This is a genomic window from Chryseobacterium defluvii, from assembly GCF_014204415.1.
In the GTDB taxonomy this organism is placed as follows: Bacteria; Bacteroidota; Bacteroidia; order Flavobacteriales; family Weeksellaceae; genus Chryseobacterium; species Chryseobacterium defluvii_A.
In genome coordinates this window covers 333,367-349,479 of the sequence record NZ_JACHLE010000001.1, presented here as the reverse complement: position 1 = coordinate 349,479, position 16,113 = coordinate 333,367, and the positions used below count along the sequence as shown (strand labels likewise).

The window sequence follows — 16,113 nt, the reverse complement described above, 5'->3', positions numbered from 1 at the left end:
TTTTGGCTAAAATAGAAAAAAACTTCCGAAATTTGGGACGAAATTCAGAAAATCATTGTTAACAAAATCATAAAAAACTTTGAGTGTAAAAGCAAAAAAACATCTCGGGCAGCACTTTCTGACGGATGAAAATATCGCAAGAAAAATTGTGGAAGGACTGAGCTTTACCGGCTATCCTAATGTAATGGAAGTGGGTCCCGGAATGGGAGTGCTTACCAAATATCTTCTTGAAAAGGATCAGACCGTTTATCTTGCCGAGATCGATATGGAATCCATAGAATACCTGAAGAAAAACTACTCCACCATTACCGAAAAGGCTTTTGTGGGAGACTTCCTGAAACAGGATTTTGCTTTTGTTAATGGTGAACAGATCGCCATCATAGGCAATTTTCCGTATAATATTTCTTCTCAGATCCTGTTCCAGATCGTTGATCATTATGAACTGATCCCCGAAATGGTAGGAATGTTCCAGAAAGAGGTCGCGGAAAGAACAGCTGCGATTCCCAGAACAAAGGATTATGGCATACTCTCGGTTCTGATCCAGGCTTATTATGATGTTTCCTACTTATTTACGGTACATGAGAATGTTTTTAATCCTCCACCGAAGGTAAAATCGGGGGTGATCAAGCTTACAAGAAACCCGAAGGAAGGTCTGGCCGGCAATGAAGTTCTTTTTAAGCAAATCGTAAAAACCGGATTTAACCAGAGAAGAAAAAAACTTTCGAATGCCTTAAAACCTCTTAATATCCCTGAAGCTTTAAAAACACATGAGTTTATGGATAAAAGAGCCGAAGAACTAAGCGTATCTGATTTTATAGCATTTACAAGACTCTGGAAAGAAAACCTATAGAAGAATTTAAACAAATAAAAAGCCTGTCAAAATTTTGACAGGCTTTTTATTGATTATTGTATTATTTGTTATTCTCTGTTTTTCAGCATTATCCATCCTGACCAGTTCATTTGTGTTTTTGATTTTGGATATTCAAAATTGAACTTGTACCAATACGTAGCTGTAGGCAATCTCTTACCTCCTACCGTACCGTCCCAGATCGGAGTTTCTTTTGAGAATCTGAACATTTCCACTCCATATCGGTCATAAATTGACCCGGTGAAGTTTTTAAATTGGCCAAAAGTGGCAAGATCTAACACATCATTGACACCATCCTGATTAGGAGTGATAAGATTGCTGATATGTAAGGTATAGAATTCAATTCCTCCTGTACAATGAGTTCCTTTTATTCTTACCAGTATCTGATAGGTTGTATTATTCTGCAAGCCTGTGAACACATTTGAATCCTGCCAAGTCAAACCTCCATCGATGGAATACTCCAAAGTTCCCTGAATATTATTGATTGAAGTATTTTGCGCCGTAATGGTCAGTGTATTGTTGGCATACTGAAGATTGGTAACATACGGTGTGGCTGCTGCCATTACTTTAGCTGTGAAAGTTTTGATACAGTATCCGTTATCAATAGCTACCGTATAGACTCCTAATTGATCCACATTAATAGTCTGAGTAGTAGCTCCGGTACTCCATAGATATTTATAGTTAGGCCCTGCACCTGCATCCAGCGTAACTCTGTCACCAATACAAATCTCAACATCCGCTAATGGGGATGTTATTTCAGGAGTTACTTCTACCGTTACGGTTGCCGGCTGTAAAGATTTACATCCTTTCGGCCCTATGGCGTACACTGTAAATGTTGTTGTATTATGCAGCGTAACGGATTGGGTACTGCCCGTCCCCGGGAAATTGCTCCATAAATAAGTTGCTCCTCCGGATGCTGTAAAATTCACAGTCTCTCCCGGACATATCTTTATTCTGGAAGAAGTAAGATGTGCTGTAGGTGTAACTTCTTTCTGTAGTGTCAATTCAATCAATTTGCTGCAGAAACCTCCATTGGAAACCACTACATATAAGATCTGGCCATCAGCACCGTTATAGCTTAATATATTGGCTATAAAATTGTTATTCTGGGCTTGTGCATCCGCCAGATTCTCATAAAAACGGAATACGGCTCCCGTGGTCGGGCTGATCAATGGTTTGGCATGGTTCAGGTCAAAGGTTGTAATATCCGGTGTGGTACAGAGCAACAACGTGGCATCTTGTGCCAAAGGCGTTGTACCTCCATGAATCTGGATTGAAGCCGTCCCCGGACAAGGATTTCCTGGAACACTTACCTCAATGGTGTAAGTTCCCGGCTGAACCGCCGTAATTGTGTTGGATGTAGCACCCGTTATAGCTGTTCCATTAAAGAACCATTGGAAAGTCATAATAGGGTCACTCACAGAAGCAGTTAATATCTGAGGAACACTATCACAAACATTAATATCTGAAGGAAGCGTAGCTCCATTGTTGTCTAATAATTCCACACCAATATTAAAAGACCCTCCTTCTAGGAAAACGGCAGAATCCCAGCTGCTGTCAATTGCATCAGCCAATACCATTTTAAAATGATATGCCTGCCCCGGAACTACAGTAGCAGTAGCCGTAAGAGGAATTGTTCTCCCGTTGAAATTAGTTTCTATATTGGCATTATTATATCCTGCAAAAAAAGCCGGATTAGAAGCTCCACAAGAAAGCGGCAAGCCATTGTCCTGATTGGCAGGATGTATATTGGTCACACTTACAGGCCCTGCACCACTTGGCAGTACAGCCATGTTAATATAAGGTCCTCCTGCAACCGGTCTTAATAATAATGCAAATGCATCTGAGAAGCTGCACGGAAAACCTCCTGTGTATTCTTCTGAAGCAAACAGATAATTAAATTTTACCTGACTGGACGTAGGAACAAAGTCAAATTCCAGTATTACCGCATCGTTTAAGCTTCCGCTCGGGTTTGTAGCAGCAACCAAATCAGGATCACTTCCTGTTGGCAAATTATCACTTAGTGTTGTTCCATTAAAACTGTTTCCAGCTTTAACAGCAAAACCGGTGGATAAGACTATACCATCTTTAAAAGGGAAGTTGGTGGTCCCTTTATGAAAATATCCCCACGATCTGTTAACATCTGTTGCAGGCAGGTTTGGATTTACCTGAACATTGGAAACATTTGGGGTAACACAAGAATTTGTTCCTGAAGAGATTAAAACATCTTTTACAAGTTGCGTAATCGTATAACCGGTTTCATTGTACCCGGCTGCATTTACATCAATAAATGCCCCTGCCTTCATTGATAATGAAGAAGCATTTTCTTTCTGGGGCTTCCTTGACTGGACATTCTGTGAAAGTAAAAAGGTGGGTGTAATAAGTAAAAAGAGAAAAAGGAGTAGATATCTATTCATAATCTTTTTGTTTTAACAAATTTAATTTTTTTTTGAATATATCACACATATATTTAAGTTTTTTTAATGCACAACAAACAAAAAGCGCCTATATACAGGCGCTTTCATATTTAATTTCTGTTTTTCAATAATATCCATCCTGACCGGAGCTCAAGCTTCTTACTGGCCGGATTCTCCCACTGTACCCTATACCAATAGGTACTCGTAGGAAGATTCATACCTTTCAGAGAGCCCCGCCATACCGTTTCGGATTTTGTAGCCCTGAATAACTCAGCTCCATATCTGTCAAATATAGAAGCAGCAAAACTATTATACTTGCTGATGCCTGAAAAATCAATTACATCATTATACCCATCCATATTCGGTGTAATCGCATTGCTGACCACAAAGGTATAGTACTCTAAGGAGGTGCTGCATTTTGCATCTTTCACCCTTACCATCAGATTATAACTGGTATTATCCAAGACATTGTAAAAAATATTTGACGCCTGCCAGGTCACTCCTCCATCAATAGAATATTCCAGAATTCCTCCTGTAGGGTTGGAAGCCGTAAGCGTAAGCACATGATTTTCATATACTATATTGGTAAATTTCGGAAGATTGGGATTCAATAATTGTGCTGAAAAGATTTTGGAACACACCCCGTTGCTGATTGTTACCGTATAGGTTCCTACAACATTTGTAGAAATTGTCTGGGTAGTAGCTCCCGTACTCCATACATAAGTATAATTAGGACCTGCCCCTGCATCTAAAATTCCATTATCACCGGCACAAACGTATACATCCTGTAATGTTGAAGTAATAGCCGGTACAACTTCAATAGTGATGGTTGCCGGATCAATAGAACTACATCCGTTTCCGCCTAATGCGTATACAGAGTATGTAGTAGTAACCGTAGGAGAAACCACTTGGGTATTTCCATTACCCGGAAGTCCTACCCAGTTATAAGTAATACCACCTGAAGCAGTGAGTGTCACTGATTCACCCACACATATTTTTGATTTTGAGGCCGCCACCATCGCCGTTGGAGGCCCTACAATTACAGTAACTGTAGCAGGGTTTGCAGAAATACATCCATTGGCTCCTACTGCATGCACCGTATAAGTTGTAGTTACAGTTGGGGAAACCACTTGAGTGTTTCCATTACCCGGAAGTCCCGTCCAGTTATAGGTAGCTCCCCCTGAAGCCGTTAAGGTTACCGATTCTCCTATACAAATCTGAGCGTGGGAGGATGTAACTGCAGCAACCGGCAAAACCTTATCCTCAATTACATTGACACTTGAAGTATAGGTACAGGTCAGGTTTTCAGGCTGGGTTGTATTCTGAACGGTTAAAGTATACGTTCCGCCGGCATTTACAACCGGTGTCAGGGTACCTGCTCCTGAAACAATATTCCCTCCTGTTGTAGTCCATGCTATGGTAGAGCCCGCAGGAATTACAGAGGCAGAAGCATTTAACGTAATCTGAGGGGTTGTACAGGTTATGGTTTGCGGTGTTGCTATCGTTAAAGTCGTTGCAGCAGTTTTCAGTAGTTGTAAAGACACTACATATCTACAGCCACCGTTCTTCACCAGAACATATACAGTCTGGTTGCCGGGGCTTGAATATGCCGTAGGAGTCCCAATCGTATTGGCATTTCCCGCATTGGCATCTGCCTGGTCAACATAATAGGTAAATGTTACCCCAGGGTTAGCCGGAGTAATCTGAGCCTGGGCCAAAGTTAGGTCATAAATAATATTTCCCGGTTCGTAGCATTTAAGCAATGTAGCATTCTGCACCGTAATAGGCTGAAAAACCTCTATCGTTAGGGTCGCCGGACTCTGGGAAACGCAACCATTAGCTCCAACCGCGGTTACCGTGTATGTTGTATTTACAGTAGGAGAAACTATCTGTGTATTTCCTGTTCCCGGCAATCCTGTCCAATTATAGGTTGCTCCTCCGGAAGCCGTTAAGGTCACTGATTCACCGGCACAAATTTGTACTTTACTAGCCGTAAGCCCTGTACTAGGCGGTGCGCTGTCTCCAACAACAGTTACAGTTGCAGTAGCAGTACAATTTACATTTCCTGGCTGGTAGGTATTGGAAATTGTCAGAGTATAAGTTCCTGCCGCATTCACTACCGGGGTTAACGTAGTCCCACCTGAAACGATATTTCCTCCTGTGGTTGTCCAGTTGAAAGTAGATCCCGTAGGATATACGGAAGCAGTAGCATCCAGCGTAGTCTGTGAACTGGTACACGTTAAAGCCGGAGGTGTCGCAATGGTTCCTGTCATCTGAGGAGCCTTTATAAGCTGCAATTGAGCCACCTTTGAACAAAATCCGTTTTTAACTAGTACATATACGGTCTGGTTACCGGGGCTTGAAAATGCCGTCGGAGTGGCAATTGTACTGGTATTTCCAGCATTGGCATCTGCCTGGTTTACGTAATAAGCATAGGTTACCCCGGGAGTAGTACTGATGGAAGACTCAGCCGTAGTAAGGTTAAATATGGCATTTCCCGGGACATAACAACTGGTTAAAGTGGCATTCTGTACGGTAGGAGAAGTCCCTCCCACAATGGTTACACTGGCTGTTCCCGGACATGTATTGCCCGGTATAAACACCTGAACCGTATATAATCCCGGCTGTGTAGCGGTATATGTAGCGAAAGTCGCCCCCGGAATTGGGTTATTATTAAAAAGCCATTGATAGGTAGCATTAGGAATTTGTGCTGATGCCGTAAAAGTCTGAGGTGCATTATCACATACATTGATGGATGACGGCAAAGCTACTCCCGCAGGGTTTAAGATTTGAACACCTATATCAAAAGATCCGGCTTCCAGAAATACCCCTGAATCATAGTTGGAGTCAGAAAAATCTGCCAGAACCATTTTAAAATGATAGGTCTGCCCCGGAATTACAGTAGCACTTGCTGTTAATGGGACCGTACGTCCGCTGAAATTTGTTTCAATGTTCGATGTATTCTGCCCTCCGAAATATTGTGCGTTTTTAGGTCCGCATGGATATGTGGAAGGAACTATGTTTGTCACACTCACAGGTCCTGCCCCACCGGGAAGGACAGCCAGATTGGTATAGCTGGGATCCCCTACTTTTTTTAGGAGAAGAGCAAACCCGTCTGTAATATTACACGGAAAGGTCCCTTCATATTCTTCTGAAGCAAATAAATACCTGAACTTAACTTCTGTGGAAGTAGGTACAAAATCAAATTCTATATAGGTGGCATCATATAATGAGCTATTCGCCACATTTAAAGCGGTTGCAAGATCTGTATCCCCAATCTGTCCAAAAGCATCTCCCAGATTTCCGGATTGAAATGAATTCCCTGCTTTGCGTGCATGTCCCGTGGTAAGTATGATCCCTTTTGCAAATGGAAAATTCGTTGTCCCTTTGTTAAAATACCCCCATGTTCTGCTCTGATCAGCAGGCGCTAAATTAGGGGATACCACAACATTGCTCACATTAGGATTAGTACACGTGGAACCTCCGGCTATCAGAACATCCTTTACCAGCTGTGTAATGCTATAAGCGGATTCAGGATAATTGCTGGTATTGACATCTATAAAAGCACCGGCTTTCATAGTTGAAGCTGAAGGTTTTTGAATACTAACGCTTTTACCTCTGTTTTGCGAAAAGGCAAAATTGCTTATAAGAGCTAAAAATAAAGTTAAAAATAAACTTCTCATCCTCCTATTTAACATTTTATATTATTTTCAACAAAAATACTATTTTTTTTGATTGAAATTCAACTCAATATAAATTGTATTATTACTCATATAAACTTATTTATTTTCAAATATTAATTTGGTTTTATCTGAAAAACAAAAAAGGCTAACAAAATGTCAGCCTTTTTACAATATATTTTATAAATTATTCTATATTTTTCAGCAGAATCCAGCCGGTTTTCACTGCTGTTGTCTTATTGGCAGGATCTTCATAGGATACCTGGAACCAGTAGGAAGCCGTAGGAAGCCGTTTTCCCTGGAAATATCCGTCCCAATACGGCCTTACTTTTTCCGCGTTGTACACTGCTTTTCCATAACGGTCAAAAATGACTCCTTTGAAATCTTTGTAATTGATCACCGGCCTGAAGTCAATAATATCATTAACATTATCGCCGTTAGGGGTAATTACATTCTTTACTACAAATGTGAAATAATCTAAAACACCTACACAGGTTGTAGTCTTCACCCTTACCCTAATAGGAATTATTGCATTTTTAGGAATATTGGAAAACACATTGGAAGATTGCCACGTCAGTCCATTATCTACGGAATATTCCATAGGCCCGTTACTCACTGCAGTAATGGTTAGCGTACCATTCTCATTATAATCTATATTAGTGATCTGAGGAACCAGAGCCAAGATCACCTCAGTGGTATATGCCTTGGTACAGACACCGTTATCGATAGTAACCGTATAAGCACCCGGTGTATCGGCCACAATCGTCTGTGTTGTTTCTCCTGTATTCCATGTATAGGTATAATTAGGCCCCGCTCCTGCATCCAGGGTAATTTCATCCCCAAGACAGATCATTCCCCCTTTAAGATCGGATTTAAGTGCCGGAACCACCTGTACGGTTACGGTTGCCGGCTGCAAGGATTTACATCCTTTCGGACCGATAGCATATACTGTAAATGTTGTAGTCTGAGTAAGGGTAAGGGTTTGGATAGCTGCCGTATTTGAAGTATTATCCCACTGATACGTTGCTCCTCCCAAAGCCGTTAACACCACAGATTCCCCTGCACAGATCCTCGGTTTTGAAGCAGTAAGCTGGGCAACCGGGGTTTCTTCTTTTATCAGGGCCAATGTAACCATTTTGCTGCAGAAGCCTCCGTTAGAAACTACTACATATAAGGTTTGCCCATCGGTCCCGTTATAATTTGTCGGGTTGGCAATAAAGTTACTGTTTTGAGCCACCGCATCTGTCTGGTTCTGGTAAAAACGGAATACGGCACCCGGTGTAGTGCTTATGGACGGGATGGCATCATTCAGGTTAAATGTTGAGAGCGTTGGCGTACTGCACAGCTTTAATGAAGCATTCTGAGCTACCGGCGTTGTCCCTCCTACAATTGTAATTTCAGCTGTTCCCGGGCACTGATTTCCCGGAACAGTCACCCTTACTTCATAAACACCCGGCTGTGTAGCCGTATAGGAAATATTGGTAGCTCCCGGAATAAGAACTCCGTCTTTATACCACTGGAAAGTCATTCCGGTTACAACGGCCACCTGGGCTTTAATTATCTTTGGTGAGTTATCACACATATTGATCGTATCCGGAAGCGGAACTCCGTTTTCATCCACAAAACTGATCCCTATATCAAAAGAGCCTCCCTGAAGGAAAACAGCAGAGTTAAAACTGGAATCCGAAGCATCTGCCAACACCATTTTAAAGTGGTAGGTCTGTCCCGGAATTACATCTGCAACAGCCGTTAACGGAATTGTCCTACCATTAAAATTTGTTTCTATGTTTGCGGTATTCTGCCCGGCAAAGTATTGTGCATTGATAGGCCCGCACGAATAGTTGGAAGGCACAATGTTGGTTACACTCACTGGCCCTGCCCCACCCGGAAGAATAGCCATATTGGTATAGGTAGGATCTCCTACTTTTTTCAGCAACAGCGCAAAGCCGTCAGAAAAGTTCCCACAAGGAAAGTTGGAGGTATATTCTTCGGAAGCAAATAAATAATTGAACTTAACCTGTGTACTGTTAGGTACGAAGTCAAATTCCAGAGCAACAGCATCATGAAGGCCTGCCAACGGGTTGATGGCAGCTACCAGGTCAGCATCACTTCCCGTTCCGGGACTATCACCCAGTGAATTAGCCTCAAAGGCATTTCCTGCCTTGTTGGCAGCTCCTGTTACTAAAACAATTCCATCGGTAAAAGGGAAATTGGTTGTTCCTTTATTAAAGTACCCCCATACTCTGTTGGGATCTGTTACAGGCTGGTTGGGAGAAACCGTAACATTCGAGACATTGGGTGTTGTACAGGTATTTCCCCCTGTGATCAGCACATCTCTTACTAACTGGGTAGGTGTGTAACCGGATGCTGCATAAGGAGCTACATTTACATCTATAAATGCTCCTGCTTTCATGCTTCCGGTAGTAGATTTTTCCTTTTGAGACTTTCTCTTGTTTTGAGAAAACGCAGAAGTGGAAATCAATAGCAGTACCAGAAAGAAAAAGTAGTTTTTTAATCTATAGTTTAACATTTTGTTATTGTTTATCCAAAAATAGCAAAAATAAACTTATGATTTTAAATTTTTAAAAATAAGACATCAGAATAAAATCAGATAAAACATCGTTATATTTTGAAATTAACAGCAGTTAAATTAAAAAACATACACATTTTTTAAATAAATTATTTACAATTAATTTAAAATAAAGAATTTTTTCTTAAATATTAATTTTTCAAAAATAAATTATTGAATTACCAATCGTCAATATGGAAGAATGATTGGCAAATCAGTCCTTTTTCAGCTCGTCAATTTTACCCTGAAGTTCCTGGATCTTATCTTTTAAGGCTTTGATTTCGTTTTTATTCGAATTTACGTTGCTTTTGAGCATTACGTTTTTTGCTCTTTCATTATGATTATCATCATCCTCTTCATCATTAATTTCTTCTATATCTTCCTGGATGTCTTCGATATCCTCATTAATTTCCTCTATATCTTCACTGATCTCTTCAATATCCTCGCTGATCTCTTCGATGTCTTCCTGAATATCCTCGATGTCTTCCTGGATATCTTCAATTTTTTCATGGCTCCTGTTAACGGACATCTGGATAAAAATAGCCAGATAGATCGCTTCCAGTGAAACCACGGTCGTAAGAATCAGCAACATCTTATCGAATTCAACGATATTCAACAGGGGAAGAAGAAATGAAATGATAAAAAATAAGGTATGGGCGATAAGAGACGGGATAGAACCAATCCACCACGTAATGCCGTTAGCGATCTTTTCTAAAGCTTCTGTTTTTTCATTGTACATTTTCATCTCTCTTACTTTTATTGTAGTTCTTTAGTCACTCCTAATCCAAACAAGGCAAAATCATATTTTGCGGGATCTTTTTCATCAAACTGTCTTATCATCCTGTCCAGTTCCTCCACTGTTTTCCAATCATTCTGTGTTCTTGTGATAAGCCCCAGTTTTCTTGAAATATTACCGGTGTGTACATCCAGCGGGATCGAAAGGTATTTCTGATCTGTATTTTCCCATATCCCGAAGTCTACTCCTCTTTTATCTTTCCGGATCATCCAACGCAGGAACATAATGATCCTTTTAGCCGAAGAATTTTTATAAGGCGAGCTTATATGTTTATGGCTCCTGTGTTTCTCAGGTTCTAAAAAATGGTTTCTGAACCTTTCAATGGCATGGTAGAAATTAATCTCCTGCTCATCGATCCTGAATAAATCCTCAAGGCTGTCATTTTCTTTATAGATCCTGTTAAACTGCCTGATAAAGTATACAAAATCCTGACCATTGAATGTCCGGTGAATACTTTTATCTTCAATTGCCGTCATATCTTTCCCGGAATGGTTCAATACAAAATCATAGGGAGCATTTCCCATGATATCCAGTATCTTTTCAGCTGATTTAATAATCGACTTCCTGTTTCCCCAGGAAATAACAGCCGATAAAAATCCTGCGATCTCTATATCCTGCTTTGCGGAAAACCGGTGCGGGATCTGTATGGGATCATTTTCAATAAAATCTGAATGATTATACTGATCTGCCTTTTCATCCAAAAAGCTTTTCAATTCCTCGAAATTCATATAATCTTTAAATTTTCACACATTCCAGTGCTTTTGGCAGGAATGTATTCGGAAAAACGTTTCTCGCTTCATCTGTAAATACGGTAAGATCTGCATACCGGTTAGAAAAATGTCCTAAGATCAGCTTACCCACTTCTGCTTTTTGTGCAATTTTAGCGGCTTCCAAAGCGGTTGAGTGCCCTGTATAATCAGCCATTTCTTTCAGATCATGCAAAAATGTGGACTCATGATACAACACGGTTACATTCTTGATGATCGGAATCACACTTTCAAGATATCTTGTATCACTGCAGAAAGCATATGAAACAGAAGGGGCCGCATCTATGGTCAGCACTTCATTTTTAAGCACATAACCATCGCTCAGAACAAAATCTTTTCCGGCTTTAAGGTTATGATAATCACAGACTTCTATTTCACTGTATTTAGCAATTTCTTTCATATTGAGGTGCCTGTCTTTCGGCTTTTCCTTAAAAAGATAACCGTTACAGTAAATCCTGTGGTCCAGCGGGATCGTATACACCTCTACCCTGTTATCTTCATAGATCTTCTCGGAGTGGCTGCTGTCCAGCTCATGATAAACCACTTCAAAACCACGGTGGGTCTCCGTGATTGTAAAAATGGTTTCCAGCATATTTTTAATTCCTTTGGGGCCATATACATGCAGCGGTGTTTCTCTTCCCAATAACCGGAAGGAGGCAATAAGCCCCGGAAGCCCAAAGCAATGATCCCCGTGAAGATGGGAAATAAAAATATGATTGATCTTTGAAAACCTTGCCTTTGCTTTTCTCAGCTGAACCTGCGTTCCTTCGCCGCAATCAATCAGAAAGTGCCTTTCTTCCATTTCTAAAAGCTGCGATGTGGGAGAAGAATTGATGGTAGGAATCGCTGAATTAAAACCTAATATCGTTAAATAAGTACTCAAATTAATAGTTTATTAGAACAAATGTACAACAGAAAATCCGAAACCCGAATTTTTATTATTTATCAGTCACTTTCAGGTCATTTAAGAACAAATCCAAAGCTCTTTTCCGATGGCTGATCTTATTTTTATCTTCAGGATCCATTTCTGCAAAAGTCCGGTCATAGCCTTCAGGAACAAAGACCGGGTCGTAGCCGAATCCTTTAAGCCCTTTATTTTCCGATAATAAGTTACCGTACACTCTGCCTTCAAAATATTGTGCTCCGTTTTCATCATAATAGCACAATACCGTAATAAAATAAGCACGCCTGTTATCGATCTCCTGCATTTCTCTCAGCACTTTTTCAATATTTTTAGCAAAATCGTGGTCTCCTGCGTAACGGGCGGAAAAAATTCCGGGCCTTCCGTCCAGCGCTTCAACTACCAGTCCGCTGTCATCTCCGAGGCTGGGAATTCCGGTCTTTTCAAAACAGTATTTGGCTTTGATCAAAGCATTGGCATTAAATGAATCTCCGTCTTCCACGATCTCTTCGTGGATATTATAGTCCGTAAGGCTTTTAACAATAATATCGTTTCCCAGGATCTGCTGAATCTCTTCTTTTTTGTGTTTGTTGTGGGTAGCTACCAATAGCTCCATATTTATTTTCATTTCTACGTTGCTTTATTTTTTTAACCGCAAAAGTCACAAAAGCTCTTTAGTTTAAACACTTTAGAGCACTTAAGAAAGTTAAAATGTAGTCTTTAATAAAGTTCATATAAGAAAAACCAAAGATTTCGCTTAAGTGTCTGAAGCTTTTGTGACTTTTGTGGTTTAATTTTAGTTATTGTTTTTCTCAGATCTCAGAATAATGCACCTTATACTTTTTCATAAACAGGTAATAGAATATAGAAAAAAGTGCAATTCCGATAGCCAGCATCACCCATTCAGGAACCTTAAAAGCATCTGCAAAATTTTCATTTTTAGTATAAATAATGAGCAATGAAGAGCATAAATTATTAAATGCATGCAGCAGCATAGGCAACAATAAAGATTTGGTCTTGTAATACACCAGCCCTAAAACACATCCCAATAACACCGCTCCTACAAACTGCCACGGATTGGCATGAACCAAGCCAAAAACGACAGATGCAAATACAATGGCTTTCCAGGGTTCTACTCCTTTATTAATCAACCCTTTCTGAATGATTCCCCTGAAAATAATCTCCTCAAAGATCGGGGCCATGATGACCGCCGTAATGATCATTACGGCCCTATTATCTGTCAGCTGATTCATCAGCTCGGAAAAGAACTCATAATATTTCCCGAAGAAGGGCCCTGTTACAGGAATTTGAGCTGTAATGAATTCCGCAATGAACATCATTCCCAGCATTAAAGGAAATATCAGGAGATAAGTATAAAAATTCGTCGGGGAAAAGTTGAAGTTCAGTTTTTTATTTGTAGTCCGCCTTACGATAAAAAAATCAAAGAAAGCAATAGCCGTCAGAAATCCCGCCGCATTGGCAATCATAAGAAACCAATCCCTGTACTGAAGATTTTCTTTAAACACAAACATCCAGAAAACATTAAATAATGAGACCAGCATCGTCCCCATAAACAATCCGCCCAGTAAAACGAGCCCGCCTATCCATGTAAAGGTAAACTTCGGATATCTACTATTTTCCATCAATTTTTAAATTTTGTCAAATATAAATTAATTACCCTTTAATACATCACTCATTTTCCAGCAAAGAAACAATTCTTTCCATAGATTCAGTATATTCTTCTTCCGAAGAGTTATAAAATTCCAGGAAGTCCAGGTCATCATTCTTATCGTCAATGGCAGAAGGTATGGAAAAATCTACTTCGGAGATATACTGATCCCAATTTTCCAGTTTCCATGTATCACGGTCAGAATTCCGTTCGATCATACGCTGATGAATAATCTCAGGTCTTGTGATTACCCAGATCACGGTAAGCTTTGCGTTATAGTCTTTCAGTCTCGCTTTTAAGGCATTCATGTATTCAGGTGAACGTATTTCCCGGGTAAAAGGAGCATTGATCAGAGCTTTATCATCATAATTCAAAGCTTCCAGCGCCAGGTCTACGATCGTAGTATATTCATAATCCCGGATGTGCTTTTCAAAAAAATCCGAACTCCGGTTGTACTCTTCCCCTGCAACTGCGAAGATCTGTTTGCTCAAAGGGATCAGCGTATCTTTATCAAGATAAACAATGTTCTTAAGCTTTTCCGAAATTTTCTTTGAAATATATGTTTTTCCCGAAGCGGGTGGCGAAGTAACAAGAATTAATCTTTTGGTCTTCATTTAAAAGAATTTTTAAACAAATATAATGGTTAAAAACATCCTGTCAAACAAAAATCGGGTTTTACCATACGGGTTCAATCCGTAATTTCAGAAAGTTTTCATTTTCCATAAAAAATCACGATTTTTGCAACCTCAAAATACATTATGTCAGACTTAATCAAAGAAATAGAAAAAAGAAAGACTTTCGGGATTATTTCCCACCCGGATGCCGGAAAAACCACTCTTACCGAAAAGCTGCTACTCTTTGGAGGTGCCATTCAGGAAGCAGGTGCGGTAAAATCGAACAAAATAAAAAAAGGAGCCACTTCCGACTTTATGGAGATCGAAAGACAGAGAGGGATCTCGGTAGCGACTTCCGTGCTGGCTTTCGAATATAAAGATCATAAGATCAATATTCTCGATACTCCCGGCCACAAAGATTTTGCAGAAGACACCTATAGGACTTTAACGGCCGTAGATTCCGTGATCGTAGTAATTGATGTTGCCAAAGGGGTTGAGGAGCAGACGGAAAAACTGGTTCAGGTATGCAGAATGAGAAACATCCCGATGCTTGTTTTCATTAATAAACTTGACCGTGAAGGTAAAGATGCGTTCGACCTTCTGGATGAAGTGGAGCAAAAACTGGGATTAAGTGTGGTTCCGCTTTCTCTTCCGATCGGTATGGGGAGCGACTTTCAGGGTATATACAATATCTGGGAAAACAATATCCAGTTATTTTTGGAGGAAAAGAAGCAAAAAGTAGGAGAAACAATTAAGTTTGATGATATCAATGATCCTTCGATTGATGAGGTCATCGGTTCCAAAGCTGCACAGACTTTACGTGATGAGCTTGAACTGGTACAATCCGTATATCCTGAATTCAACCGTGAAGATTATATGAGAGGAGATCTGCAGCCTGTGTTCTTCGGTTCTGCATTGAATAATTTCGGGGTAAGGGAATTACTGGATGCCTTTATCGAAATTGCTCCGATGCCTCAGCCTAAAGAGAGCGATACGCGCCTTGTAAAACCTGAAGAAGATCTGTTCACCGGGTTTGTCTTCAAGATCCACGCGAATATGGACCCGAAACACAGAGACCGTCTGGCTTTCGTAAAAATTGTTTCAGGAACTTTCAAAAGAAATGAGAACTATTTACTGGTGAGAGAGGGCAAAAAAATGAAATTCTCTTCTCCCAATGCTTTCTTTGCTGATAAAAAAGAAGTAGTGGACGAAAGTTATCCAGGAGATATTGTTGGTTTGCACGACACTGGCAATTTCAGAATCGGAGATACACTAACGGGAGGCGAAAAGCTAAACTTCAAGGGAGTTCCGAGCTTCTCTCCGGAGCATTTCCGCTATATCAACAATAATGACCCTTTAAAAGCCAAACAACTGGCAAAAGGGATCGATCAGCTAATGGATGAGGGTGTCGCCCAGCTCTTCACTCTTGAAATGAACGGCAGAAAGATCATAGGAACAGTAGGTGCCCTTCAGTATGAGGTGATCCAATACCGTCTGGAGCATGAATATGGTGCAAAATGCACCTATGAGCCTCTTGCCATGCATAAGGCCTGCTGGGTAGAAGCAGATGAAAAATCTGAAGAATTTAAGGAGTTTGCCAGATTAAAACAAAGATTCCTTGCCAGGGATAAGTACGACCAACTGGTATTTTTGGCAGATTCTTCTTTCACTATTCATATGACCCAGGAAAAGTTCCCGAATGTAAAACTTCATTTCATCAGTGAATTCAAGCCGGATTAAGTTGTAAGGTTGTTTAAATTTTTATTTTAACCACAAAAGTTTCTTATTTATAAAACATTTTAGGGCACTAAGAAAGTTAAAATTTGATTGGC

Annotated in this window: 11 protein-coding genes; 2 read left to right on the top strand and 9 right to left on the bottom strand. The window is 40.2% G+C overall.

Annotated features, from left to right (window positions below):
• Nucleotides 1–79: 79 nt before the first annotated feature.
• Entirely contained in the window at nucleotides 80–850 is a 771-nt protein-coding gene (rsmA, locus tag HNP38_RS01520; RefSeq protein ID WP_184183380.1) for a 16S rRNA (adenine(1518)-N(6)/adenine(1519)-N(6))-dimethyltransferase RsmA, read from the top strand.
• Between the two features lie 68 nt (nucleotides 851–918).
• Here the strand turns inward: rsmA and HNP38_RS01515 are convergent, their stop codons facing one another.
• From HNP38_RS01515 to HNP38_RS01475, 9 genes are all read right to left on the bottom strand, one after another.
• On the bottom strand, nucleotides 919–3,285 hold the full coding sequence (locus HNP38_RS01515; protein WP_184183377.1) for a choice-of-anchor L domain-containing protein: 2,367 nt from the start codon (nucleotides 3,283–3,285) through the stop codon (nucleotides 919–921).
• 110 nt (nucleotides 3,286–3,395) lie between these two features.
• On the bottom strand, nucleotides 3,396–6,968 hold the full coding sequence (locus tag HNP38_RS01510; protein WP_228460902.1) for a choice-of-anchor L domain-containing protein: 3,573 nt from the start codon (nucleotides 6,966–6,968) through the stop codon (nucleotides 3,396–3,398).
• 184 nt (nucleotides 6,969–7,152) lie between these two features.
• A complete protein-coding gene (locus HNP38_RS01505; protein ID WP_184183372.1) occupies nucleotides 7,153–9,495 on the bottom strand; it encodes a choice-of-anchor L domain-containing protein in 2,343 nt (780 codons plus the stop codon).
• Nucleotides 9,496–9,748: 253 nt separating this feature from the next.
• The gene (locus HNP38_RS01500; protein ID WP_184183369.1) at nucleotides 9,749–10,279 is read right to left on the bottom strand and encodes a DUF1003 domain-containing protein; all 531 of its coding nucleotides are present in this window, start codon (nucleotides 10,277–10,279) and stop codon (nucleotides 9,749–9,751) included.
• Nucleotides 10,280–10,290: 11 nt separating this feature from the next.
• Entirely contained in the window at nucleotides 10,291–11,058 is a 768-nt protein-coding gene (locus HNP38_RS01495; RefSeq protein ID WP_184183366.1) for a TIGR02757 family protein, read from the bottom strand.
• 7 nt (nucleotides 11,059–11,065) lie between these two features.
• The gene (locus tag HNP38_RS01490) at nucleotides 11,066–11,980 is read right to left on the bottom strand and encodes a ribonuclease Z (protein WP_184183362.1); all 915 of its coding nucleotides are present in this window, start codon (nucleotides 11,978–11,980) and stop codon (nucleotides 11,066–11,068) included.
• A 55-nt stretch (nucleotides 11,981–12,035) separates the two neighbouring features.
• Nucleotides 12,036–12,626 (bottom strand): RdgB/HAM1 family non-canonical purine NTP pyrophosphatase, encoded by a 591-nt coding sequence (gene rdgB, locus HNP38_RS01485; RefSeq protein WP_194299321.1) that lies wholly within the window; start codon nucleotides 12,624–12,626, stop codon nucleotides 12,036–12,038.
• A gap of 184 nt (nucleotides 12,627–12,810) precedes the next feature.
• Complete coding sequence (locus tag HNP38_RS01480; RefSeq protein ID WP_184183359.1) at nucleotides 12,811–13,641, bottom strand: CPBP family intramembrane glutamic endopeptidase; 831 nt, start codon at nucleotides 13,639–13,641, stop codon at nucleotides 12,811–12,813.
• A 46-nt stretch (nucleotides 13,642–13,687) separates the two neighbouring features.
• Nucleotides 13,688–14,281, bottom strand: a complete 594-nt coding sequence (locus HNP38_RS01475; protein ID WP_184183356.1) for an AAA family ATPase — start codon at nucleotides 14,279–14,281, stop codon at nucleotides 13,688–13,690.
• Between the two features lie 144 nt (nucleotides 14,282–14,425).
• Between HNP38_RS01475 and HNP38_RS01470 the strand changes: the two genes are divergently transcribed.
• Nucleotides 14,426–16,021, top strand: a complete 1,596-nt coding sequence (locus tag HNP38_RS01470) for a peptide chain release factor 3 (protein WP_184183353.1) — start codon at nucleotides 14,426–14,428, stop codon at nucleotides 16,019–16,021.
• Nucleotides 16,022–16,113 lie beyond the last annotated feature (92 nt).